Genomic DNA, 25912 nt, shown 5'->3' on the forward strand with positions numbered 1-25912 from the left:
ACGCACACACACACCTTCGGAAAAAGAGCGAAGTCTTTGAAACTCCGAGGCGTAAGCCTCTACCGAAAAAACCACCTATATAGATTGAACTTAAGGTTTTAGAGTACAAGATCAGTCGCAACTACGGTGAATATTTGGACTTCCGGCCGCTGTTGTCGTAAGAATTTCTTGATTTTAACCGCTATTAGCGATAGAAATCCGAAGACTGCTTATGCTTTCGATGCTAGCTTTCCTTCGGAAAGCTTTCAGGCGGACACTTCCGCTCCTCCAGTTCCAAAATCCCCCTCCGCTGCTCCTTTCCTTTAGCTCAAGTTTTCAAGTTCAATCTATATAGTGGCGAAACGCCTTTCTCTGCGTGTGATCAGAAAATGGTACTGTACCTATGATTCCTTAGGGCATACGGCAGCAGGTGTTGGCGGGGAAGCGGTTTGAAGACACGCCCTAGACAAGCCCAAAGACAACCCTCTTAGAGAGCCGTCCAGATATTTCGCAAGGACCTTCTACCCCGCTGCCAAAATAACAGCAGTACCAAACACTGCTTCAGCAAGAAAGACCCGGACGCGACCTTCATGCGGAGCGGCCAATGACAAAAACAAAAACAGCGACCCTCCGGTAACAAGAGGATCGCTGTTTAGATAAGTTAGGTTTCTAGAATGAAGAAGGGTTGTTTTCTTTTAGCCGAGGCTGAGGCCGATTCCCACGGTCACAATTTCATGTCCGCCAACCGGCAGCTCCAGCGCAACGGCGCTGCCACAGTCCAGGACTGCCGATTTGTCCTCTAGAATATTGGATTTGTAAAATCCCCTATTCGGTATATCCGTCTCCAAATGCAATTCACACGGCTTGCTCTCCATATTAAACCAGCGGATCAGCAAGTCCCCGCTGTCCTCGTTCATTTTAAACGAGGACAAGGCAGCGGTCTTGCCGCTCCAGCGAAGTGGTGAATAAACGGCAGGAAGGGTTCCCGGCTGAAGCTCCGCCTGGGCGGTGATCCAAGGAATCTGGAACTGATAAGCCCCGGCGGCAGCGCCGGAGGACACAACGTCTCCGTCATGCGGAATGAGCAGCATTTCCGCTGTCTGTTCGCCCTGACACTGGGCTTCCGGCGTAGGGAACCAGCCCCAGTCTCCCATCTCACCGACACAGCGGAGCAGGGTTACGGCTATCGTATTACGGCCGTCGCGCAGAATTTCATATTCATTCAGTCCAAGATTGGCTACTGCAAGTCCTGCGCCTGCTTCCGCCACATCCACGAAAGACTGCTGATGTTGTGTATTGCTGGGATTCAGCCACTCCGGCGCCGGCTCGTTCGGGCGTTCGGCCAGCTCGAACATGGAATCGGCGCGGTGGGTGGACGCGGCCAGACCGGTCGGGAACAGCATCCGCAACCGGTGGTCCTTCGCCGTATTGCTGATGAAGCTTTCGATCTTCAGACCTTTGCCGCCCTGCTCCAGCCTCAGCACCGTGCGCAGCTTAAGCAGCACGGTTGCCGTGGAGCGCTGCGCCTGCCGCTCGGGATAGTAGACCAGCGAACGCTGTTCATCTTCCAGAAGGGAGCCGGCTGAAGCCGGAATTGCCCACTCATGGGTAATTTCTACGGAAGCCCGGTACGGCGTGTCTTCAATCACGCGGATACCGGCCGCTAAGCCCTGGGTAGTGAGCGGCGTTTCACCTGCCGGCTGTCTGAACATATATTCGTTGCCGATATCGCCGGTATTCTCATAAATGCCAAGATCACGGTACACCTTGCCGCTCGGCTTGTGCGTCAGCGCAAAGGAACCGTCCGCCATGATTTCTACACGCAGGTTTGCGTTTTCCAGCACCTGCTCTCCTTGGAGCAGGGAGACCTTTCCGGTAAGCGGTGAACCTTTGCCCTCTTGAAGGCGTACCCATGCGTAGCTGCGCCAACCCAGCGCCGGAACGTCCGCAGCCTCAAAGGTCAGCTTTACCTTGCGGCACATGTACGGCTGCCGGAACCTGTCGTCCGGCAGATCATAGCCAAACGACAGGCCAAGATCCTCGACGGTACAGGGAATTTCTGTCCCCTGTTCATTGATCAGCACCCGTCCGTCCAGATCTGCCGCTTTCATCCGGCTGGCCGTTACTTCCAGCGGCAGACCTTCCCGCAAATACAGGCGGGCAACGTCCAGCTCCACGCTCACAGTGCCCGTGCGGCTCCAGCCGCTTGTATTGACCGCTACAAGCGGCAGGGCGTCTTCGCCAAACCCGGAGAACAGGGAAGTGTCAACCGCTTGGGTGATGGTTTGCATGCTGCCCTCCACAATGCCTTCGGCGATGTGGCGGCTTTTATCAAAGCGGGTCACCATCTCGCGGTGCACTTCATCCACGCTGCAGCCGCAGATGGAATCATGCGGATGGTTCTGCAGCAGTGTCTTCCAGGCGTAAGTAAACAGATGATGCGGATACTCCCCGCCATGCAGCCTGGCGATGGAAGCTAGCGGCTCCGCCACCTTCTCAAGCAGCGCCTGGCCGCGCTGGTTCATCTGCTTCAGGTACACCCGGGCCGAAGCGGTATTGACCAGCGTCCCCCAGCCATCGGTGCGCTGGCTCCGCAGCTCGCCCTTGACCGTAGAGAGGCCGCGGTCCAGGGCTGCGGCTGCCACAGCCCCGACATAGTCCGCAAAGTTGGAATGGACAAAATCCGTCTGCGGATACAGCCTCTGCGCTGTACGGATCGCCTCCGGCAAATCGGTTTGCAGCGGCTGATGATCGCAGCCGTTCATGAACAGCAGTTGATCCGTAGCCGCGAATCGTTCGGCGTCGGACAGCTTCCGGTCCCAGAATACCTTCGCCTCCGCCGGATCGACCGGAATCTCATTGCCGTTCGAATACCAGTTGGCGAACAGGATGCCCAGCACCTTCGAGCCGTCCGGCCCTTCCCAGAGCAACTCGGAGAAGGAGGATTCATAACCGTCGTCGGAAACGGTGTTATTGAATCCCGTCGGCTTGACCCCGCGCCCGAAGAATGCGTTAGTAATTCCGGCCTGCGCCATGAGCTGGGGAATTTGTCCGGTCAGGCCAAAGGTGTCGGGAAAATAACCAATCCGCGAAACTTCGCCATACACGCGGGCGTCCTTATGGCCGATCTGCAGATTGCGCACATTGGCTTCCGGGCTGGTCAGAAAGGCATCCTGGAGAATGTACCAGGGCCCGATAAAAATCCTTCCCTCACGGATATGCCGTTCCAGGCGCTCCCGGTTGCCCGGGCGGACCTGAAGATAGTCCTCGATAATGATTGTCTGACCGTCAAAGAAAAAGCTTTTGAAGTCCGGGTCCTGCTCCAGTTTGTTCAGCAGGCTGTCCACAAGCTGGACAAGACGGATATGATGCCGCTCATAAGGCAAATACCATTCCCGGTCCCAGTGGGTATGCGAAATGATATGCGCCGTTTGTTGTTTGTTCAAGTGTGCTACACCTCAGCCTTCAAAGGGAATTCCTCCATATACTCAAGCAGCTCATCCACGGTGGTAAAGGCGAGTCCGGTCACGGTGTCGGCACAGCCGTAATAGATGGCGATCCGCCCCGTGGCCGAATCCGTCAACGCTGCGCAAGGGAAGGTTACATTCGGCACATCGCCCACACATTCATACAAGGTTTCCGGGCCGAGAATATAGTTGCGCGAACGTGCCTTTACCTTCCAAGGTTCGTCCAGATCCAGAAGCGCGCAGCCCATGCGGTAGACAAACCCGTTGCAGGTATTGATCACGCCGTGGTAGATCAGCAGCCAGCCCTTGTCGGTCTCAATCGGAATGGGGCCCGGGCCGATTTTTTTGGACTGCCAGGCGGAAGCATCCCCATTAACAGTGCCCATTACATAGCGGTGCTTGCCCCAGAAGGTGAGATCAGGGCTTTCACTGTAGAAAATATCTCCGAAAGGCGTGTGTCCCGTATCACTCGGACGGCTGAGCATGGCATAATGGCTGCCGATCTTTCGCGGAAACAATACGCCGTTGCGGTTATAGGGCAGGAAGGCATTTTCCAGCTGGTGAAAGGTTTGAAAATCAAAGGTATAGGCAAGCCCGATGGTTGGCCCGTGATAGCCGTTGCACCAGGAGATGTAATAACGGTCATCAATCTTGCAAACCCGGGGATCGTAACGGTATTCCCGCGTAATTATTTCGGGGTCTCCTTGGAACACGATGGGTTCATGATTGATCTTCCAGTTCACACCATCTTCGCTGAAGCCGGCGAAAATATCCATGCTGACGGATTTGGAATCGCAGCGGAATACGCCGGCAAACCCGTCCTTAAAGGGAATGACGGCCGAATTAAATACACTGTTGGAACTCGGTATGGCATTGCGCTCAATGATCGGATTGGCGTTATACCGCCATACGGGCGCATTTATGCCTGCCGGCTTATCCTGCCAAGGGATATTTGACAATTTGTCTCCAATAATTGTAGTCATGATCATGTCTCCTTTTCAGTTACAAGATTTCTTCTCTCAACGCCTGCCAGACCAATTGCGAGAACAGGCTGTTTGACCAGGCGAACCACTTGCGGGTAAAGATATGCGGGTCATCTGCCAGGAACCCTTCATGCATGTACCCGGTATCGGCGTCGGTTGCTTCCAGCATGTCGATCATCGCCAGCTTCTCTTCCTTGTTGTCCGCCGTTAATCCCTGCATCGACAGCGCCATGTGCCAGATATAGCCCGGCGGTGTATGCGGACTGCCGATGCCTTTGGCAACTTTGCCTTCGAAATAGAAAGGGTTCTCCTTGCTGAGCGCGAAACGTCTCGTATTCTGGTATACCGGGTCGTCGTTCTTCACATAGCCAAGGTAAGGAATGGAGATCAGGCCCGGCGTTCCGGCATCGTCCATCAGGCTGTAGTTGCCGTAGCCGTCCGTTTCGTATGCATAAATCGGCCCAAATTCCGGATGGCGGTAGATGCCGTACAGCTTAATGCCATGGTCGACCTCCTGTTCCAGCGCCTTAAGCTCCGCCAGGAAATCCAGATCGCGGAAGACCCATTCGGCGAAATCCTGCATCTGCCGCAAGGCCACAACCGCGAACATATTGCCCGGAATGTTGTAATGGAAATCACAGGCATCGTCGCTGGAACGGAAGCCGGACCAGATCATCCCGGTATAATTGACCGGCATGCCCAGTCCGCCGTTGCGGATCGAATCCTCGGGAATCCCGTTATTGCGGGTGAAGCGGTACGGGGATTGCTCGAAGTGATGCTGTTCCCGCTTGAACAGATCGGTAATGAGCCGCAGCGCTTTTTTGAAATCCGCCGTGAAGAAGTCGGTCCGTTTCGTCTCTTCCCAATACGCATGGGCCAGCCGGATCACGAAACACAGCGAGTCGATTTCGAATTTGCGCTCCCAGACCCATGGCGACATCTCCGTCACATCTCCGGCATTCCAATGCCAATCATTCGCCGTTTCATTAAACGCATTGGCGTAGGGGTCGATCAGAACGTATTGAATATGGCGCTTGATCAGCCCGCTGATGATACGCTGGAGCTCGGGATCATTGCCCGCAAATGGCACATAATGAATGACCTGCTCGACCGAGTCACGCAGCCAGCTTGCCGGAATATCGCCCGTAATGACGAAGGTGGTCCCGTCCTCCAGCAGCTTGGTTGTTGTTTCCAGGGTGTTGGGAAAACAGTTGCGGAACAGCTGCCGCAGCTTCGGCCGGTGTGCCAGCTTCTGATCGGTTTCCGCCAGTACCGCCGCAATCGACGGAGGCAGCGGCAGCTCCGGCATCACAATATGAGGAAGTCTGAATTGTTCCAATATGAATCTCTCCTTCTGCCTAGTCTAGGAATGAATGATTTTGATCGTCTTGATTTCGAAAGGAGCAAATTCCAGTTGGAGACTCCCTGCTTGTTCATGAAGTACCTCTGTTTCTTCCTCCAGCGCATTAGACAGGCATACCTTCGCATGCGGCAGCGGCCAGCTGATCTCCACCGTTTCACGGCCACCCGCCGACTCATACAGCCGCAGAATGCTGCCGCTCCCGTCTTCCGACAATTTGACCGTATCCAGCACTACGTGATTCCCGTTGAAGCCGATCAAGGAACCCGAAGCCGGCAGCTTGCCTTCTTCTGGTGTACATGCAGCCGCATGTGCCGGAAGATTCAGCTCGGCAGCCTTGCGCAGGGTATGGGCTTCGCGCCAATCTCCCGCATGCGGATAAAGTGAATAGGTGAACTCGTGGGTGCCGAGATCCGCCGCCTTATCCGGCCATCTCGGCGCGCGCAGCAGCGACAGCCGAATCGTGCTGCCCTGTACGTCATACCCGTATTTGCAGTCGTTCAGCAGACTGACGCCGTAGTCATGCTCCGCCACATCCACAAAACGATGCCCGCACACCTCATATTGCGCCTGTTCCCAGCTTGTATTGCGGTGTGTCACCCGTTCCAGCGCACCGAATGGGATTTCATAGGTCGCCTTGGTAGCCATTACATCGATCGGGAAACCAACCTTCAGCAATTTATGGGCTTCGTTCCAGACCACTTTGGTCTTGAAATCAATCCGCGGATCTTGATGGTACAGAACCAGTTCCTGCTCGATTTCGGATTGGCCGATACTCCAGCGGAAGCCCAGCACATCACTGACCTCCCCTGAGGAGATCAGCTTCTTCTCCAGCAGAACGGCCTCTCCGGCAGGCTGCTGTTCGTAGCGGCTGTCAATGTCCCAGGCGTCCCATAGAATAGGACGGTCATGGAAGAAGTGAAAGCGGTTGGCCTGCTCTCCCGGTTTGACAATCTCACGCCCGCCTTGTTTATCGTATAAACTGGCGATCTCCCCCCGTTCATTGAACTTCAGACGATAAAATGCGGTTTCCCAGCTATCTTCAAAGGAAGCCGCGCAGTTCCGGTCCATCTCCGCTGGCGGGTCAACTTCTCTCAACCAGACCGTCTTGTACCCAAACGGGGGAACTTCAGGCACACGGATGCGAAGGATGGTTTTAGCATCAATGACGAGGGTCTCCGATTCCAGCTTGGTTCCATCCTCCTGATAGGCGGACAAGAAGCTGGCTTCCTTGATCCCAGTCTGTATGTCAACAATCATGTCCCGCTGCCAGCCCAGACTGTTCAGCACCGCATACGGGATGCCCTCCCCGCGTGTATTGATACCGGCAATCACCGCTTCCATAGCCAACTCCAGGCTGCCTTCGCCTAGGCTGAAAATGCTGCGGTACTCCTTCTCCGAGGTCTGATAGACCTCTGGAATGGATGACCCCGGGATAATATCGTGAAACTGGTTCAGCAATATCAGCTTCCAGCCCTTATGCAGCGCACGTCCCACTTCTCCGGACTGGTCCGGCTCAAGGAGGCTGCCTGCCAGTGTCTGCCACAATTCCGCTTCCCGGTACAGAATTTCAGCTTTGCGGTTATTGCGCTTATTCCGGGAGTGTGTAGTATACGTTCCACGGTGCAGCTCCAAATACAGGTCTCCCTGCCAAGAAGGCAGCTCCGGCCGGGCTTGCTCAATTCCCGCGAAGAATCCGGCCGCGGTGCTATAAGCTGAAGCTGGCTGACCTACCATCAGCTCGGAACGGTCAATATATTCCAGCATCTCTCTAGTAACCCCGCCGCCTCCGTCGCCATGCCCGTACAGCAGCATTTGCTCGCTGTGGGCTGACTTTTCACGGTAAGACTGCCAGTGGTCATGGATATCCTTAGGCAGGGTGTTCTCATTCACACCATGGTTCATATAAGAGAGCATCGAGGTGCCGTCAATACCGACCCAATGGAACAAATCGTAAGGGAACAGGTTCGTATCATTCCAGCCGAGCTTGGTCGTCATGAAATAACGCACTTTGCCGTGTTTCAATATTTGCGGCAGCGAAGCGCAATAACCGAAGGTGTCCGGCAGCCATTCAATCTCGGAGTGTTGTCCGAACTCCTCCTGGTAGAAACTCTGGCCGTAGAGCATTTGACGCATCAGGGATTCGCCGCTGGGAATGTTCAAATCCGGCTCCACCCACATGCCCCCTACCAGTTCCCAGCGTCCTTCCCGAATCCGCTCCTTCACTTTGCTGTACAGTTCAGGATCATTCTCTTTCAGATAAGCAAAAAGCTGGGGCTGGCTCTGGGCATAGCGGTAATGCGGATATTCCTCCATCAGCGAATGCACGGTCGAGAAGGTCCGGCTGGCCTTGCGGACGGTTTCCCGCTTTGGCCACAGCCAGGCGATATCAATGTGCGACTGCCCTACCATATGAATCAAGCCTTCACTGTTGCCGCCGATTTTCCGGACACTTTCGATCAGCGCTTGTTCGATGCCGCCGATCAGGCTGCCGTCCTTTACCTCTTCAAGGTGCAACAGGATAAATGAATCCATGGCCCGGTTCAGCGCCTCCATTAAGCGGGCACGCCGGAAATCCTGCTCCGGCAGCAGCAGCGCTGAATCACGGATTACGGTCGCAGTATACATTAAGGACTGCACAGGCCGGTTAACCCTCACCAGCGCGGTGGTGATGGAACGGATCGGCGGCTGTATTACCGCCTGCTTGTTCAGCGGATCGTCGGGCTCCGGAATGGGATCATACAATTCAATCTCCAGCTTCGGACTTCTTCCGGCCACCTCCGGATTCAATGTTGCGAAGGTATGGTTGCGGTCCAATCCCTGCCAGGACCTTCCGTTAAGGCGCAGCAGGCCTTCTCCGCCGGATTGGAAGATGAGTCCGATTCCCTTTGCGGGCCATTCCGGAGGGATTTCCAAGGTGGTGCGGAGAATATAAGTCGTCCCCTGCACACTGGGAAACAATCCAAAGGATTCACTGCCCGGGAACACCTGCAGCGTGTCATAATCTCCCGGCTGCCGATATTCCGTTGAGTACACCTGCCAATCCTCAATGGCCTTGTATTCAAGCCATTGCCGCTCGGCCAATTCGCGGATAAACCGATTGATTCGTTCCATGTCTATTCCTCCACCACCGCAAGTTCAATATTGAGCGTATCGTTGACATTTCTGCCAACTCCAATTCTGAATATTCCCGGTTCAACCACTGGTGTGTACTCCGGTCCGATATAGCTCAAGTGCTCTCCGTTGACCGTAAAAGCAACCACTTGCTTTTCACCCGGCTCCAGCCGGATTTTGCGGAAGCCTTTCAATTGCTTGGCCGGTCGGGTTACCCTGCTGACAAGATCGGAAATATACAGCTGAACCACTTCCGCTCCGCTGCAGCGGCCGGTATTTTCCACTTCCACCGTCACTTCGGCAGTCCCGTCCGCGTGAATAACAGCGGGCTCTGCCCGCAAATTCGTATAACTGAATTCGGTGTAGCTTAGCCCGAAGCCGAACGGATATTGCGGCTGCGAATCTGCCTCCAGATAACGTTTGCCGCGGGACCGTTTGCCCAGATAGTGAACGGGAAGCTGCCCTGCATCCTTCGGGACGGATACAGTCAGCCGCCCCGAAGGGTTCACATCGCCGAATAGAATATCCGCGATAGCATGGCCGCCTTCCTGTCCCGGATACCAGGCTTCAAGAATCGCATCCGCCTGCTCATCTATCCACGGCTCGGCGATGGGCCGGCCATTGATATAGACGACCACTATAGGTTTGCCGAGAGATTTCAGCCGCTTCACAAGTTCCCGTTGAACACCGGACAGTTGAAGCGACATCCGGTCAATGCCTTCCCCGCAGTCCATGTCGCTGAGTACATTGTGCGTAACCTTAGAGGCTCCGGTTCTTAAATCAATACTTCCTTCGCCAAAGTCCCGGGCACTGGACCCGCCCAGTGCGAGGATGATCGTATCTGCCCCGGCCGCCGCCTCCACTGCAAAGTCAAAACCTTCGGTGGAATGGTCTTTGATGCGGCAGCCCGGCGCATATCTTACCCGCTCCGGCTCTGCCGAGAGCTTATGCCGGATGCCATCCAGAACAGTTGCCACTTTGGATGGAGGCTGCGGCGAGGTATAATCGCCGAGCTGATTATAGCCGGCATCGGCGTTGGGCCCGATGACAGCGACCGTGCCTCCGCGTCTGGACAGCGGAAGGACACCGTTATTTTTCAGCAGCACAATACCTTCTGCGGCGATTGTACGCGCCAAACCGGCATGCTCTGGACTGCCAATGACCCGCTCCGCCCGATCAGGATCGGCGAACGGCTGTTCAAACAGGCCCAGCCGGAATTTCAGGTCCAGCACACGGGCAGCGGCTTCGTCCAGCAGCGACTCTTCCAGACGGCCGGAAGTGACAGCCTGCAGCAGATAACGGCCAAACATCTCGCCAGACATCTCCATATCAATACCGGCCCGAATGGCCTGCACAGCAGCCTCTTCACCGTCCGCTGCCGTATCATGGCCGGAAGCCAGCATGTCAATGGCACCGCAATCGGTGATGATCATGCCGTCGAACCCCCACGCTCCACGCAGCACGTCCCGCAGCAGCTCAGTATTGCTGGTGCAAGGCACTCCATCAATTTCGTTGTAGGCAGGCATGATTGACACGGCACCGGCTGCGACTGCCTTGCGGAAGGGATACATATCCACTTCCAGAAGCTCTCTCTTCCCCATATGCACGGGACCTGCATTCCTGCCGCCCTCCGAGCTGCCATAGGCAACAAAATGCTTCAGCGTAGCGCCAACACTGGATTCGCTATCCAGTGCATCGCCCTGCAGCCCTTCAACGGAAGCGGCGGCGAACTCGCCGATGAGATAAGGGTCCTCTCCAAAACATTCCTCGGTACGGCCCCAGCGGGGATCACGCACCACATCAAGCACCGGCGAATACGTAACCGTCCCGCCTTGGGCGCGGGTCTCCAGCGCGGTTGCCCGGCACATCTCCCTGTAAATATCCACATTCCAAGTGCTGCCGAGAAGCAGCGGAACGGGAAATACGGTTGCGCCAATAGCCATATGTCCATGGGAACACTCTTCCCCGATCAGCATAGGAATTCCAAGCCGGGAATGCTCCAGCACATAGCTCTGAATGGCATTTACCGCCTCGGCCCCGGCACGCGGGCTCAGTCCTGTCTCCAGCGTAACGCCGGTCCAGGGGTCGGCCCGCAGGGTTCCGTACAAGGAGCCGATGCCGCCTTCCCGGACTTGACGTTTAAAGCTTTCGCCCAGCTCTACTCTGCCTTCTGTATATTCATAGGTCTGCCAGCCGAAAAGCTGAATCAGCTGGCCCACCTTCTCCTCCAGCGTCATCAGCCCCAGCAGGTGCGCTGTCCGCTCCTTAATCGGCTTCGTACGGTCTTTGTAAATCATTTTGTCCCCACACCCGCTCTCCTGTTCTGTCTTATTCTTTAACTGCACCTACGGTAAGTCCTTGGATGAAATAACGCTGGAAGAATGGATATGCAAAAATGATCGGACCTGTGGCAAGCACCACCATGGCCATACGCGATGTATCCTGAGGCATAGACCGCAGCGCCTCCAGACTAAGCGAACTGTTTTGCGAGTTTTGCAGGATAAATTGCATGCTGGTCTCAATCCGCATCAGCATCGATTGCAGCGGCACCAAATCGGGATTATCAATATAAAGCAAGGCGTTGAACCAGTCGTTCCAGTACCCGAGCGTGCTGAACAGTGCAATCGTAGCCAAGCCGGGCAGCGACAGCGGCAGAACAAGGGTAAGGAAAACCCGGAATTCGCCGGCCCCGTCGATTTTCCCGGACTCAATAATGGCATCCGGCACGCTGGTGCTGTAGAAGGTGCGCAGAATCATAATATAAAAGGCATTGACGGCCAGCGGCAGAATCAAAGCCCAAATGCTGTCCTTCAATCCAAGAAACTGGGTCACGACAATATAGGTCGGCACCAGCCCCCCGTTAAACAGCATCGTGAAGAAGGCGAAGAAGGCGAAGAAGTTGCGGTATTTAAAGCTTTTACGTGAAATGGCATAGGCGTACAGCGCAATAAACAGCAGGCTGACAATGGTGCCGATCACCGTTACAAAGATAGTCACCCCGTATGAACGGAGTAAAGTGTCACCTGAATCAAAGATATATTGATAGGCACCAATGCTCCATTTAGAGGGGATTAGCTTGTAGCCCTCCCGGGCAAGCGCTCCTTCATCGGTGAACGAGATGATCACCACAAACAGAAACGGAAAAATACAAAGAAAAGCAAAAGCGCCGGCAATGCAATTAAAAATGATGTTCCATCCTTTAGACAGCTGATGGAAGTTGCGCGCTTTAGCAGGATTTGCAGACATAGGATTCCCTCACTTTCCTTCATTGACCTTTCATTGACCTAGAATAAGGCACTGTCCTTATCGAATCTCCGCACGATGTAATTGGAGGTAATGACCAGAACAAAACCAACCACTGATTGATACAAGCCCGCAGCTGTGCTCATGCCGATCTCACCGGTCGTCTTGAGTCCGCGGTACACATACGTATCGATAACATTGGTCACGCTGTAGAGCGTCCCCGAATCTCTTGGCACTTGATAGAACAGTCCGAAATCCGCATAAAAAATCTTCCCGATCGCAAGCAAGGTCATAATGGTGATAATCGGACTGAGTAGCGGAAGCGTAATGTTGCGGATCTGCTGAAATTTGCTTGCTCCGTCGATCATCGCCGCTTCGTACAGCGACTTGTCAATGCCCATGATCGCGGCCAGATAGACTACGCTGTTATATCCTACTGCCTTCCACAAGTACACGAAGATAAGAATGAAAGGCCAGTATTTTGATTCTGAATACCATGAAATGTGGCTTCCGAATATTTCGTTCAGCAATCCCCGCTCCGAGCTGAGGAAGCTGAAAGCAAAATAGCCCACGACCACCCAGGACAGAAAATACGGCAGGAACATCCCCGTCTGATACAGCTTGGCCAGCTTTTTATTGGCAATCTCAGAGAGCACTACCGCCAGCAGCACCGATAAGATCAGTCCCACCACGATAAAAGCCATGTTATACAACAGTGTATTGCGTGTAATCAGATACGCATCGTTCGTGGTGAATAAGAACTTGAAGTTATCCCAGCCAACCCACTTGCTGTTTACGATGCTGGCCAAAAACCCGTCCCGGCTGAAACGGTATTCTTTAAAGGCAATGACCGTCCCGATCATTGGCAGATAGGAGAAAAATAAAAACCATAACGTACCCGGAAGAACCATGAACAGCAGTACTTTATTTCTCACAACATCTCGGGTTGTATTTCGAATTTTACCCATAATACTTATTCCTCCTATCCCGCAAAGATCAATGTCTTCATAATCAAAAGACCGGGCAAAGTCTAATCACCCGCCCGATCTTGAATAAGTTTCTACTTATTGTTCGCTGCTTTCCAGGCATCAAGCTGTGATTGAGCTTCAGTGATAATTTTATCCAGTCCGGCAGCCTTGAACTTTTCATTGGCTTTGGCCAGATATTCTTCCGGATCTACTGCTCCCGTCATGAGCGGGGCCCAGAATTCCTCTTTAACATTTTGTACCGCCGCGATTTCATTGGTTATTTTCGACGTATCGAAGTTGAACCCGAGCAGCGGCGCGTTAATGCCGGCATCGTTAAATTTCTTGAACTCTTCCCATTTGTTCTCAGGGTCGCCCTCGTTCAAATAGTTGATCATGATGTTGCCGAGTGAAAAAGTAGGTATATCATAGTTCTTCGCATCCGGCAGATTCTTGACCATGTTGTCGCCGACCTTCTCGTAATGCACGCCTTCAATACCGGAATCAATCATATTGCGCAGTACAGGGTCTGTGTTCAACAGATTAAGGAATTCCATCGCTTTCTCAGGATGTTCGGAGTTGGCGGAGATGGCCTGCATGGAGCCCATGACGGACCAGTTATAGATGTAAGGCTGACCGGCTGGAGTGGAGACCACCGGATAACCGTAGCTTGCGGACCACAGATTGTCGGCCAACGGCTGGGTAGCCGCCCGGTCCGTGAACCATTTGCCTGATTTGTACAAGTCATCAACTGATGAGGTGGTTGCTACTTCTGGAGAGATATAGCCTGCCTTATAGAATTTGCGGACCGTTTTGAGGGCTTCTTTAATTTCAGGAGATTCCAGGATATTTACAACCTTGTAGTCCTTGGTGTCCATATATACGGCCATAGGCATTTTCTCGATAATGTAATCGAAAGGCAGAACCGGCATAAAGTCCTTGACCATTGCGTATGGAGTCACTTCCGGTTCATTTTCTTTGATCGTTTTCAGCAGAGGCTCCAGACCTTCCATAGTTTTCACGTTGGTGATATCCAGCTTATATTTGTCCAGCAATTCTTTATTGAAGCGGAATACCTCTTGTGCCGGGAGCTCTTTATTCGCCGGAACAGCGTAATTATGGCCGTCGACTTTGGAGCCTTCAAGGAAGGCGGGATCAATCGTATCCTTAATACCTTTTCCTTGTTTATCCAGCAGTTCATCCAGCTGCATAAACGCACCTTTACGTGCATTCTGCACATAATCAAAAGCCCAGGAACAAGTAAACAGAATATCCATAGGCTCGCCTGAGGCGACCATGACTTGCATTTTTTGCGTGTAATCCCCGAAATCAATCATTTTCATATCAATTGTTGCATTGATTTTTTCGAGCGTGTATTTGTTAACTTCCTCAAGTACTTTGTCTAAATCCTTCTGCGGTGCTCCAATGGTATACCAGGTCAACTCTACGGGTTTCTCAGAACTTCCCGTTTCTGTCGCGGTGTTGTTGCCCGCCTTGTTCTCCCCATTGGTGTCAGTTGTTTTGTTGTTGTTATTGCCTCCGCAAGCGCTTAACGTTAGAGAAAGCGCTAACAACGATGTCAGCAATAAGGAGAAGCTTTTCTTTTTCTTGCTCATCTGCTGTACCTCCCTTTTTATTAGCTTGGGAATCCAGACCTGCCTGTTATCACCGGCAACCTGTTTCCTTAAGCTCTGTCTCCATTTTATTGAATGAAAGCATTTTCAAATAGAAGATAAACTATATAAACTGATGTATAAAATAAAGAAAATAAAGGGCAACCGTTAGAGCAGCCCTTTGAATTCAGTCGGAGAAATGCCTACATACTTTTTAAATTGCTTGTAAAAATAGCCCATCTCCCAATAACCAACATTTTTCGCGATTTCATGAACCTTGCAATTCGTCGTGCGAAGCTGTTCCTTGGCTTTCTCAATCCGGTAACGGTTCAGATATTCCGCAAAAGATTCACCGACTGCTTTATTAAATAGCTGCCCTAAATACACCGGATGAATATTGAACGAATAACCCAGCTTTTTCAGGGACAGATCCTCGCCATAGGATTTCTCAATGTAGTTCAGCACCTGATTGACCACCGGGCTTTTCACCTCGCGCTCCAGCAGCTCAATGACTTTTTTGGCCGTATTCTTCAAAGCCACAGACAGCGCCGGGAGGGAATTTGCCGTTCTGATGGAGGTCAATACATCCGCAATGAGTTCCCGCTCCATCTCGCTTCGGATATCCTTGATTAGCATGCGGAAATACAGAATCCAGTCCAGTGCGATCTCCTGAAGCAGGTCAGGCGTGATCCCTTCCATCCGTTCCTCTGACAGATACGAGTCGATTCTCTCCATTAACGCTGGCGTATCCTTGGAGATGATTAACTTCGTATATTCGTTCCAGTCCTCCGGCAGGCTATCTTTTAAATTTTTCTTGCGCTCCTTCAATTGTTCATAATAGATTAGCTTGCGCTCCGGATGGATTGTCAGAAATTCCAGCGCCTGTTTTGCTGATTCATAGCTTAGGTGAGCAGCGGTCTCCGTTTCCTCTATCGCTCCAACAGCAGCGCGAATCCGCAGATCAGCAGGACAGGTGCCGATCATTCTCTTTAGAATGGCATCCATTTCCGCAGGCCCGGCGTCTTTGTCCTCAAAATTATGTACGAGTACAAAATCATTATCGGCGTCCCAGAAGGTGAAGAACCAAGCGCTGCTCTCAGCCAGCGCAGCGGTATTCACCTGAAATGATTCCGTTTCCATCTCTGTCTGAATCAAGGCTACTTGAATAAACCGCTTATTGATCGGCAAGCCAAGCAGCTGCAGCCGCTCCGACAGTTCGTTCCGGTCAATCTGATTCCGCATCCAGCGCAGCAGCATATTATCCTTGAGCACGGATGCCGTATACTGTGACCACTCCATATCTACTCTGGAGACATTCAGCTTCTCGACGACAGTTTCCAGGGTACTCTGGAATTCCGCCAGGTTGATCGGCTTAAGCAGATAGTTCTCAATTCCCAGAGACAAGCCCTCTTTGACGTACATGAATTCATCATATCCGCTGAGCACAATCACTTTTATTTCCGGGCGGAATTTCGTTACGGCACGAATACACTCCAGTCCTGACATGACAGGCATGGAGATATCGGTAATCAGAATATCAGCAGGCACTTCCCTAAGCATATCCAACGCTTCCTGTCCGTTCTCGGCTTGGCCGACAATCTCCAGCCCGAGCAGCTCCCAGTCCAATATGTCGCGCAAGCCTGTAAGTATGAACGGCTCATCATCCACAATAAATACCTTATACATGGTTCATTTCCTCCTCGCCGGGATAGGGATAAGTAATGATGACTGTTGTACCCGCTCCCGCTCCTTCTTCACTCATAAGCTCGATGCCATAAGGCTTTCCGTACATTAGCTTGAGGCGGTCATGAATGCTCCGCAGACCAAATGACTCGGATTCGGACAGCCCGTCGTCTTGCTCCAGATCCAGCCGAAGCCGGCTCAGTTTCTCCTCCGCGATGCCCCGGCCATTGTCACTAACGACGGCACGGATTACTCCTTCCTGTGGATAGACGCTGATGTTAATCCAGTTATCCTTCTGCCCGGTCCGCATTCCGTGCAAAATATAATTTTCGATGACCGGCTGAAGCGTCATCTTCAGCACCGGCAAATTCTCCAGCTCCTTCTCGCATTCGATGGTATACGCAAAGCGGTCTGTGTAGCGGATCCGGAACAATTCCAGGTACATCTTGCATGCCTCCAGTTCATCCTTGAACGTATATCTGGCTTTGGGCCGGACATAGGATTTGAACAAGACGGACAGGCTGTAGATCATATCGCCCACGTCTTTGGCACCGCTGGAAACGGCACGCATGCGGATGACTTCCAAGGTGTTATAGAGAAAATGCGGATTCACCCGCGCTTCAAGCGTAGCGATTTCGGTACGTTTTTGTTTGATTTCAGCTTTAAACACCTTATCAATATACTGGTTCAATTCGTCCAGCATGTCGTTGAAGCTTTTGGCGATCTGTCCCAGTTCATCTTCCCGGCTATCCGAGATTCGCGCATTGAGATCCCCGTTCTTCACCTTGCGGGTAAAGCGGATAATGCGATGTGTCCTTTTGGCGAAACTGGAGATGAACATAGCCGGCAATAATACCGCGAACAAAATGCATACGGCAGCTATGGTAATGATCGTATTGCGGGCACTGCTGTACGTTTCCTCAAGCTCTTGCTTGGAGATAAGGCTGACTACCGAATAACCGCCTTGGCTCTGGGTCAGGCGGGTAGCCACCATACCGTCAAGGGATATATCCTCATCGGAAGTCATTTCTTGCAGCTCCAGATATTTTTTACCGTATTCTTTGCCGGAGGTATCAAACAACACATCATTTTGAGCGGAAAGCACAAGAATGGTGCCTTTGAAATCCTGCTGATAATTCTTCATGCTCTGCCAAATGGAAGCGGAATCAAAATACACGAGCATCTGGCCAATATTACGCAGCGATGCCTTATTGCTGATGGGAACACGCACCGAGAACATCGGCGACCGCTGCATACCGAGGCTCTTAAGCACCCAGATATTCGGAATAGAAACATTGCTGGCCTCATCCAGATACATCGTATCCGGGACAAACGAATGGGCGGCATTGGTTGACACCATATCAAACTGCCTGCGGTTGCTGTAAAAATACATTACCTGCTGGTTGGCGCTGTACAGCATCAAGCTTCTGATATCCGGGTCATCGTCGATTTTATTCTGAAAATATTGCACAACATCGGAATTCGACTCGTTCGAGATAAAAAAACGGTCCAGGCGGTGCTCGACATATTCGCCGAAAGGATTTTCCAGCAGAAAGGTGGTGTTGCTGGCCAGATCCCCATCCCGGTATACATCCCGTATGATGTCCTGGACGGATTGGTACTTGTGCTCGACATAGTTGCTGACGCTCTCCATCGTCTTTCGTTGAATATCCATCTGCCTCTGCACCGCAGATTGTGATATCAGCATCAACATGAGGTAGGAAAAAACTATAATGCTGGCAACGAATATGCAGGACACAATCAGAATAAAACGCAAAAACAAATTATCTTTAAAATACCTGCGATACAGGGTTTCTCTCCGCATAAGCAACCCTCCTTGATCTATTGTCTATTGTCGAAATCAAGTATATCATGTCGTTTTTTCTGGAACACAGGAGAAATATACCTTTCTTTGATACTGAATAGGCGCCCGCCTCCCCTTATTGAAGCCAGGGGGGCAAGCGCCTTGATGATTGCTTCATTTCAGAAAATCCATTCCCGTCAACGGCAAGGTTCTATTTGCCTCGGAGATATAGCGGCTCTGAACGGTTGCCGCTGTAATCTTCCATAACCGCCGTTACCACACGCGCGGTCGAGGTAAAGGAAAGACTTGCTTTGGTCGTTCTTCCCCGGATAATCATCGGCTTATCACCTGAACTGTAGGTGGTGGGGAAGGATTTGGCTACACCGTCCTCATAAATGTAAAGGTAGCGCCAATCCCTGCTGTTTGGCATCGGCAGGTTCAGTGTATTTCCTGTCCATGACCAGCTCCCGGCATAGGGTTCGGAAATTGTATCGGTAAACCTGCCGTTATAAGTAACTGTATTCGTTTGACCCGCCTTCAGAGTAACCGTAAACTCATCACCGTTAACCGGCATTTGCCCGAAAGATGCGGACGTGCTGCCCTCCGGCAATACCTTTTGCGCGGTTACAGGCTGCGGAGTCGTAATCTGGTTAATGGAATTCACAGTCACTGTAATACTGCCGGAAGACGGCTGCGGGTTCGTCCATTTGACAACGAATTTACCGTCAGCACCGACCTCTGTTCCGATGCCCGAGACTGCTGAATTCAGGTCAAAGGATACCGTTGCGGCTTCACCTTCCAGTCCGTCCGCTCCAACCGCGGCCACCTTAACCACTCCGGATTTGGCAGGCAGCTTTTTAATATAAAAGGTCTCGTCGTACTTTCCGCCCACATAGACATCATTCACATATACATTGTATTGCTTAACCTTCGAATAATCGGAAATGAGGCTCCAGTTCACGTACATCTCATTCGTGTTAGGAAGCAGTCGGGTAATCTCCAGACCGGCCGGAGGGGCAGGCTTGACTGCCGAACCGTCATAAATCCGGATCTGGCCAAGGTTCACCTGATAGTTGGATATAGTTTTCTGACCCGGTGTGAAGACCAGTCCGAAAGCGGCGATTTTTTTGCCGGCATATGCGCTTAAATCCAGCTCCTTGGTCACCCAGCCCGCAGTTTTCTTCCCGCTGTCCGGAAGGGGAGCTTTTACCACAACCGCCGGCTGATCCTCGAAGATGATGCCTGCTTGCATAACAGACTGATCATCGGCAGAAGGTTTATTGTACGTGACCGACATTTTGGAGCCGGAGTTCACGCTCAGGTCGCTTTTGTATAAACGCAAGAAGTTTTCCTTGGAAAGATTACCGTTCACAGCCAAGGAGCTCCCCCCGTTATAGCCTCCCAGCTGTTGATAGTTCAGGCGGTTTGTTCCCGAAATATCATATTCGGTACCGTAGTCGTAATCAACCGTTAACCGGTTGCCTTTGGTGTCCTGCCACCACTGCCAGGTTACCGGCACATCCTGCAGACTCATGTTGGACCATTCATCAGGATTCGAGATCTTTCCGTCCACATAATAGGACAGCCCGTGCCCGGTGTTGAAATTGGTGTAGAAATTGGAATTCTTAAGCACAGAACGTTCCGAGATCACTGAAGCAATCCCCGGCCAGTATCTGTTATCCGCGTAAACATCCGCAACGGTGTTTGTTGCCGATTTCGCCGTGTTTTTCGGGTCCACATTCGGACCGGACCACCAGAGCTGCTCCCGAAGGTTGGTCATCCATTGATAATTGTTCTCCGACCGGTGCGAAACCGGCCAGGATAGTCCCATATCCTCATCCAGACCGGCATGGACGAAATCCGCCCCCAGTGTGGCAAGACTTAGGCGGGGAAGGCCGTTGTTCAGCTTATTATTGAGCGCCGTCCCTTGAACACTTTTAAACCGGTCTCTGCCTGCTTCCAGACCGGCAAAACCGACATCGGACAAGTTGAAGTTAGTTCCGGCCGAACTATTCAGTTTATTTAAGTACGCAGCCGCACTGTTAATCTGTGTATTTCCGACGCCATAATCAAAGAAATAGGAATCTGCAACGTTCTCACCGGCTGCTTTGTCGTACAGAAAGGAGATGTTGTTGTCATTGATCGTTCGGGCAAATTCATTTCTGCCTGTGGATGAATTGAGGGAATCGTACCATTGAATATACAGTCCGTTTTTTTGTAACGTCTTCACAAAAGCGATGTAATCCGAAATGTCTGCTGGCGCTACATTGTTAGGGCTGATTTCCTCCTGATTGATGAAATAACCGTCATAGCCGAAGTAATGCGCCATTTCGATTAATTTCTCAGCCACCGGAAATTTCCCGGTTTGATCCTTTACAAGCATTTGCTTGTAAGTCTGCTGTCCCCGGTCATTGTCAGAGAAAAATATCCCGGCCAGGGACATCACCCCGTTTTTGTGCGCCGCATCGGTATAGGCCGGGTTGGGAATATTCAATATTCCGAACTCAAACCATTTCTGCTGCCAGTCTTTCTGCGCCAGCTCGTCGTAATATTCTGGCGGTGTATAGGCAGTCGCCGTGCCATGCCAGTAGGAATAATAATCAATATATTGCCAGTAGTTGAAGTGATACTGGGCAAACTTGTTGGTATAAGGGGCATTCTCGATAAAGGCATTGCCATAGTCCCCGGCGACTGTAATCATTTGCACCTTAGGATCAAGTCTGGGATTAGCCTGTGTAGCGGCAAATGGAGCAATACGCTGCTGCAGGGGCACCCGGGATCTGAGAAGCGCTGCATAAGGATCTGTTTCAGGACTCCAGTCCGCGATTTGATTGCTGGTATAGCCGTGAACACTCGGTTGATTCTTGCCATGAGCGCTTTCATTCTTGAACGGCCATGTATCTCCCGCCAAGGCAGTTTGCGGCAGCAAAGTAACCAGAAGCGCTGTGCCTACAACCGCCGAAGTCAGTTTTTTAAGCTTTTTTGTTCGGGCATAAGATACCATTGTCCACTCTCCTCATTTTGGTTTAATCCTTGGATCACCTAATTCAGCAATGGTGGAATTGCAAGCGCATTCACAATAGCCTGAACCTTATCACCTCTTTTTTAGATTTGATGCACATCTAATATAACGAATATAATGTTGAACCCCATAGGAGATAAATTAAAGATGTACTAGACAAATTAAAGGAAAATAATCTCTTGGGGACACCTTGTAATATCCAAATCATAAAAAAAACAGCCCAACCATTCACTTTCATCACGAATGATTGGACTGCAGCTATAATTATTAACCCGGTAAATTTAAAACATGATTTTCAGTTTCCGCCTCACGCACCAATACCCACATATAATACAGGGACTTGGCGGCTTTCCCGCGCGTAAGCGGAATCTTACTCCAGGTAGACTTTAATGGCTATCGCGATACCCCTCTACTTCCAGGGAAGCCAGTAAAAACGGCGCCACTCCCATAGCTGCATCAGACACCATAGCCTCGGAAACATAGTAATCGTAGGAGCCGTTGCGGTCCTTGCTCAAACCCGCTCCATGGCAGATCTTGTGCAAATGAACACCCTGTTCATCCTCTGAGGTCAGATGGGCCAGGATGCCTTCATAACCTTGGAGCATGACGTCTTTAAAAGAGGGCTCCAGATAGCGCAGCCTCAGCCCCTTGGCCATCGCATACACAAACATGCAGGAGCCGGAGGCTTCGAGATAATTGCCCTTTCGTCCCGCCTGATCCAGCACCTGGTACCAGAGGCCGGTCTTTGAGTCTTGAACCTCTGCTAGTGCGCCGCACATCCGCTGGAAGATCCCGATGATCGTTCCCCGCTGCGGATGGGTAACCGGGAAATGCTCCAGGCAGTCCACCACAGCCATCGCATACCAGCCCATCGCCCGGCTCCAGAAATGGGAGGACAAGCCGGTGGACGAGTCGGCCCATTCCTGCTCCCGGGATTCATCCCAGCCATGATAGAGCAGACCGGTACGGGGATCGCGGGTTCTGCGCTCCACCAGCAGCAGCTGATGGGCCGCCTCATCAATCAATTCAGGGCGCTGAAAAACTTTGCCGTATTCCGCAAGGAAGGGGGATGCCATATAAAGCCCGTCCAGCCACATCTGGAAAGGATACACCTTCTTATGCCAGAATCCGCCTTCGGAGGTGCGCGGATGCCCGATAAGCTGCGCAGCCAGCAGGTGCGCTGCTTCGGCGTAACGCGTCTCTCCGGTTTGCTGATACAGCCGGAACAGATTTTTGCCCTGGTTGATCTGGTCCAGGTTGTATTCCTCCAGCGTATAGGAACGGATCGAGCCGTCCTCCCCGATGAAGCTATCCATATGGCGCGTCATAAACGAGAGATATTCAGGCTCTGCGAGCTGGACTCCGGCACGTGCCATAGCCATCAGCAGCATGCCTGGGACATAGGCCCAGCGTTCCAGCACGTATTCGTTCTCCCCTTGCCCGTTGCAGGCTCCGAGAATTGTATCCGCGATTTTACGGGACCAACGTCCGGTTGTTGCTTCAGTTATACTCATCGCTATTCCTCCTGTCGCTTGTGTATCTATATAGATTGAACTTGTGGTTTTAGAGCACAGGAGCAGTCGCAACTACGGTGAATATTTGGACTTCCGGCCGCTGTTGTCCTCAGATTTCTTGATTATAACCGCTAATTAGCGGTAGAAATCTGAAGACAAAGGCGGTCACTACCGTTCCTCCAGTTCCAAAATCCCCCTCCGTTGCTCCTTTCCTTTATCTCAAGTTTTTAAGTTCAATCTATCTAGCTAAGTTTGACTTTCAGTACCGGCAAGCTGCTTCAGCAGCCAGGCAAATGCCGGTTCACCGTGAATCTCATGCCCTCCTGCAAAAAAGTCCGCCTCGACCTGACCGCCCCTGCCCGAGGCAGTGTAAATCTGCTGCAGTCTGGCCAAAGCCCGCTTTGCTCCGTCCGGGCCAAACAGATGATCAGCGTCTCCCGATTCCAGGAATAAGCCGCGCGGTGCAATCAGGCCCAGCAGATCCGGCATTTCTGCCTCCAGCAGAATACCGGGAATATAATTGTCCAGGCAGTGATTCCGCGTCAGAATGCTGTCCGCGAACGTATTGGCATACCCGCTTACAACTGCACAGGCAATCCGTTCGTCAAGCGCAGCGGTGAAACCTGCTACCAATCCGCCGCCGGAAATGCCCATAATTCCGATTCGTTCGCTCCTAACCTCTTCCCTTGTCTGTAAATAATCCAGTGCCCTCATGGTTTCGTAGATACGGTAGCCAGCCATTGTCTGACCCGCCATCAGCAGTGCCGAGGACAGGCGGAAGCAGGAATTGCGCCCGGGCTCACCGCTGGTGAGGTCCTCCACAAGACGCCTGTCGCCAAATCCCAGCAGCTCGGGTGCGGCGACTACGAACCCCCGTTTCACCAGTGAAACGGCAAAATCTTTATGCAGCCCCGGATCCCCTTCGCGATCCGAGCCATCCGGCTGCAGGCCGGTGATCTCCCGGCTGCCGTAGCCATGACCATGAATGGCAAGAACTGCGGGCGCGGGTGAAGACAGCGGCTGCTCCGGGATCAGAAGATAGAGCGGCATACGCAGCCCTTCATAGGTAGTGATCTCGATCCGTTCCCTTGTATACCGGTTACAGATCGTCCGTTCCATAAGAATGGGCTGAAGCTGGGCGGGCCTCTCCGGGAACCCGCCCAGCTGTCTGGTGAGGCCTGCCGCCAGCCCGGCCCGCCATTGCCCGTAGGGAATGTCCGTACGGAAAGCGGAGCTGCGCGGTGCGGAACCGGTCAGCTGTTTCATGTATTGTTCCAGTTGTTCCATCCGAAGTTATCCTCCTCATCCAATCCGCAGTGCGCGGATAGCTTAATAACCTTCGGGATGCCAGCCGTCCAGCACGGACAGCACCCTATACTCCGCAGCTTCCTCTGCAGTCAGTTGCCGGGACCACGGCGCTCTCGCTGCCGCATTCGCCCCTGTTCCGCTGCTGCTGAATTCTTCATACCGGCTGCTCTTCTCCCGGTCCGGCTGCCCCCAATTATGCCAGCCTTCCCCGATGACCGAACCATCCATGACCGTGCGGATGAAGGCAACATGCGCAAAAGGCCGCCAAGGGCGTCCAAGATACACTTCGCTTACCCCTTCGCCGCCGGTAATTTGACAGTCCAGGAACACATAACCGAACGGGGCCTCCTCCGGTGTGGAAGCAGCAGTAATATAACCTCTGGAGCGCTTATTGTGCAGATGGCAGTGATCAAATAAAGCCGTGGCGGCACCAAAAATATAATCCACATCGCCTTCGATATAACATTCGTTATAATATTGTCTGCCCTGTCCGGTATAGAGCGTATCCTGATCGCCCAGCAGACGCACCCGCCGGAACACCGCCTGCCCGGCATCGACGAAAGCCGCCACCGCTTGCCCGGTACCCGGGCCAGAAGCATTGCGGATGGTCAGATTCTCGGCGGTGAAGCCTTCGGCGAACACATTCAGGGTGCCGGTCCGGAAGGTGCCCAGCGGCTCTCCGTCCGGGCCCAGCGTATGGGCATTGTCAGACCAGGTGATGACGGTGGAATGGGGATCTTCCCCCAGCAGCAGAATCGGCGGCGCAGCCTTATCCACTGTTATTTTCTCCTCGTAAATGCCCGGTTTGATCCGGATCGTTACCTCCGAAGGATGTCCCTGTGGAATGGAATCCAGCGCTTCCTGCAGACTGGTGTACCCTTCATTGCCATTCTTCGATACTGTAATTAACATTTGCGGCTCCTTTCCTATCAGCCTGTGTTTATTCTATAATAACCGTAACGGTTCGAGAGAGATGAGGAAATTCATGAACAGCGTGAGCAGCCCCAATCCCAAATATCATATTGAAGAAGGCCGGTTCAGTATTCAGCACATGAAACGCAAGGGCATCACTGCCATGCCGCGCCCCCACAGCCATGAGCTGACCGAGCTGTACTACCTGACGGAGGGGGAACGGGTGTACTTTGTGGACGAACGGGTAGTTACGGTGCACAAGGGTGAGCTTATTCTCATTCAAGGCCGGGAGCTCCATGCCACCGCAAGCTCCGAAATTGCCGAGTTTGAGCGGGTACTGATTAATTACGACCCGGAGCTGCTGCCGGAGCTGCTGCGGAAGGAATCCAAATGGTTCCATAACCGCAGATACCGCCTGTTCCGGCTGACCCTGCGCGAGCAGGATGAGGTGCAGAGCCTGCTGAACCGGATGCTGGATGAATGCCGGCTCCAGAGGGCGTATTACGAAATCTCGGTAGTCACACTGTTCGCCGAGCTGATGATTCTGCTGCAGCGTTCAGAGAGTACATCGCAGACCGGCGGGACGAAACATCCGCTTCATCATCTGGTGACGGATGTCGCCACTTACATCCGCGAGCACTACCGTGAGGCGCTGACTCTGGAAGAGACGGCGGGGCATTTTTTCATTAGCCCTTCTTACTTGAGCCGGGTGTTCCATCGGCTGACGGGGTTTCACTTTCGTGAATACATCGTCCATATACGCATCCGGGAAGCTGAACGCCTGCTTGCGGGATCTGCAGGTAAAATTCAGGAAATCGCCTCTGCCGTCGGATTCGAGCATCTCTCCCACTTCAATAAGACATTCAAAAAATCGACCGGGCTGACCCCGCTGCAGTATCGGAAAGAAGTTAAATCGCAGCCTTCGTCCCCATTCAAGGGATAACC

At 52.4% G+C, this 25912-nt stretch carries 15 protein-coding genes; 1 reads left to right on the forward strand and 14 read right to left on the reverse strand.

Features of this window, described 5'->3' with window-relative positions:
* Positions 1-674: 674 nt before the first annotated feature.
* The 14 genes from ACAN56_RS05840 to ACAN56_RS05905 form a co-directional block, all read right to left on the reverse strand.
* Positions 675-3425 (reverse strand): alpha-mannosidase, encoded by a 2751-nt coding sequence (locus tag ACAN56_RS05840; RefSeq protein WP_379141117.1) that lies wholly within the window; start codon positions 3423-3425, stop codon positions 675-677.
* Between the two features lie 5 nt (positions 3426-3430).
* Entirely contained in the window at positions 3431-4429 is a 999-nt protein-coding gene (locus ACAN56_RS05845) for a glycoside hydrolase family 130 protein (protein ID WP_342436558.1), read from the reverse strand.
* Positions 4430-4448: 19 nt separating this feature from the next.
* Positions 4449-5768 carry a glycoside hydrolase family 125 protein gene (locus ACAN56_RS05850; protein WP_340897073.1) on the reverse strand — a complete coding sequence of 440 codons (1320 nt, stop codon included), beginning with the start codon at positions 5766-5768 and terminating at the stop codon, positions 4449-4451.
* Between the two features lie 24 nt (positions 5769-5792).
* Positions 5793-8903, reverse strand: coding sequence for an alpha-mannosidase (locus tag ACAN56_RS05855; protein WP_379141120.1), 3111 nt, complete (start codon positions 8901-8903; stop codon positions 5793-5795).
* 2 nt (positions 8904-8905) lie between these two features.
* Positions 8906-11200 (reverse strand): glycoside hydrolase family 3 N-terminal domain-containing protein, encoded by a 2295-nt coding sequence (locus ACAN56_RS05860; protein WP_379141122.1) that lies wholly within the window; start codon positions 11198-11200, stop codon positions 8906-8908.
* Between the two features lie 31 nt (positions 11201-11231).
* Positions 11232-12149, reverse strand: a complete 918-nt coding sequence (locus ACAN56_RS05865) for a carbohydrate ABC transporter permease (RefSeq protein ID WP_340897070.1) — start codon at positions 12147-12149, stop codon at positions 11232-11234.
* A gap of 38 nt (positions 12150-12187) precedes the next feature.
* Positions 12188-13114 carry an ABC transporter permease gene (locus ACAN56_RS05870; protein ID WP_076114341.1) on the reverse strand — a complete coding sequence of 309 codons (927 nt, stop codon included), beginning with the start codon at positions 13112-13114 and terminating at the stop codon, positions 12188-12190.
* 92 nt (positions 13115-13206) lie between these two features.
* Complete coding sequence (locus tag ACAN56_RS05875) at positions 13207-14727, reverse strand: ABC transporter substrate-binding protein (protein ID WP_379141126.1); 1521 nt, start codon at positions 14725-14727, stop codon at positions 13207-13209.
* A 165-nt stretch (positions 14728-14892) separates the two neighbouring features.
* Positions 14893-16410, reverse strand: a complete 1518-nt coding sequence (locus ACAN56_RS05880) for a response regulator (RefSeq protein WP_379141128.1) — start codon at positions 16408-16410, stop codon at positions 14893-14895.
* Positions 16403-18232 carry a sensor histidine kinase gene (locus ACAN56_RS05885; protein ID WP_379141130.1) on the reverse strand — a complete coding sequence of 610 codons (1830 nt, stop codon included), beginning with the start codon at positions 18230-18232 and terminating at the stop codon, positions 16403-16405. Before ACAN56_RS05885 ends, ACAN56_RS05880 begins: the two co-directional genes overlap by 8 nt.
* Positions 18233-18422: 190 nt before the next feature.
* Positions 18423-21215, reverse strand: a complete 2793-nt coding sequence (locus ACAN56_RS05890) for an endo-beta-N-acetylglucosaminidase (protein WP_379141132.1) — start codon at positions 21213-21215, stop codon at positions 18423-18425.
* 404 nt (positions 21216-21619) lie between these two features.
* Positions 21620-22747 carry a glycoside hydrolase family 88/105 protein gene (locus ACAN56_RS05895; RefSeq protein WP_379141135.1) on the reverse strand — a complete coding sequence of 376 codons (1128 nt, stop codon included), beginning with the start codon at positions 22745-22747 and terminating at the stop codon, positions 21620-21622.
* Between the two features lie 246 nt (positions 22748-22993).
* Positions 22994-24034, reverse strand: coding sequence for an alpha/beta hydrolase family protein (locus ACAN56_RS05900; protein WP_379141137.1), 1041 nt, complete (start codon positions 24032-24034; stop codon positions 22994-22996).
* Between the two features lie 42 nt (positions 24035-24076).
* Positions 24077-24967, reverse strand: coding sequence for a pectinesterase family protein (locus ACAN56_RS05905; protein WP_379141139.1), 891 nt, complete (start codon positions 24965-24967; stop codon positions 24077-24079).
* 73 nt (positions 24968-25040) lie between these two features.
* Here ACAN56_RS05905 and ACAN56_RS05910 point away from each other — a divergent pair, with 73 nt between their 5' ends.
* Entirely contained in the window at positions 25041-25910 is an 870-nt protein-coding gene (locus ACAN56_RS05910; protein ID WP_340897064.1) for a helix-turn-helix transcriptional regulator, read from the forward strand.
* The last annotated feature ends 2 nt before the right edge of the window (positions 25911-25912 follow it).

It is taken from the genome of Paenibacillus paludis, from assembly GCF_042610515.1.
GTDB lineage: Bacteria > Bacillota > Bacilli > Paenibacillales > Paenibacillaceae > Paenibacillus_AQ.

What these genes read in the sequence shown, in the direction of transcription:
- ACAN56_RS05845 (WP_342436558.1), bottom strand. Translation starts at nt 4,429, where the DNA reads ATGACTACAATTATTGGAGACAAATTGTCAAATATCCCTTGGCAGGAT.
- ACAN56_RS05855 (WP_379141120.1), bottom strand. Translation starts at nt 8,903, where the DNA reads ATGGAACGAATCAATCGGTTTATCCGCGAATTGGCCGAGCGGCAATGG.
- ACAN56_RS05860 (WP_379141122.1), bottom strand. Translation starts at nt 11,200, where the DNA reads ATGATTTACAAAGACCGTACGAAGCCGATTAAGGAGCGGACAGCGCAC.
- ACAN56_RS05865 (WP_340897070.1), bottom strand. Translation starts at nt 12,149, where the DNA reads ATGTCTGCAAATCCTGCTAAAGCGCGCAACTTCCATCAGCTGTCTAAA.
- ACAN56_RS05870 (WP_076114341.1), bottom strand. Translation starts at nt 13,114, where the DNA reads ATGGGTAAAATTCGAAATACAACCCGAGATGTTGTGAGAAATAAAGTA.
- ACAN56_RS05875 (WP_379141126.1), bottom strand. Translation starts at nt 14,727, where the DNA reads ATGAGCAAGAAAAAGAAAAGCTTCTCCTTATTGCTGACATCGTTGTTA.
- ACAN56_RS05880 (WP_379141128.1), bottom strand. Translation starts at nt 16,410, where the DNA reads ATGTATAAGGTATTTATTGTGGATGATGAGCCGTTCATACTTACAGGC.
- ACAN56_RS05885 (WP_379141130.1), bottom strand. Translation starts at nt 18,232, where the DNA reads ATGCGGAGAGAAACCCTGTATCGCAGGTATTTTAAAGATAATTTGTTT.
- ACAN56_RS05890 (WP_379141132.1), bottom strand. Translation starts at nt 21,215, where the DNA reads ATGGTATCTTATGCCCGAACAAAAAAGCTTAAAAAACTGACTTCGGCG.
- ACAN56_RS05895 (WP_379141135.1), bottom strand. Translation starts at nt 22,747, where the DNA reads ATGAGTATAACTGAAGCAACAACCGGACGTTGGTCCCGTAAAATCGCG.
- ACAN56_RS05900 (WP_379141137.1), bottom strand. Translation starts at nt 24,034, where the DNA reads ATGGAACAACTGGAACAATACATGAAACAGCTGACCGGTTCCGCACCG.
- ACAN56_RS05905 (WP_379141139.1), bottom strand. Translation starts at nt 24,967, where the DNA reads ATGTTAATTACAGTATCGAAGAATGGCAATGAAGGGTACACCAGTCTG.
- ACAN56_RS05910 (WP_340897064.1), top strand. Translation starts at nt 25,041, where the DNA reads ATGAACAGCGTGAGCAGCCCCAATCCCAAATATCATATTGAAGAAGGC.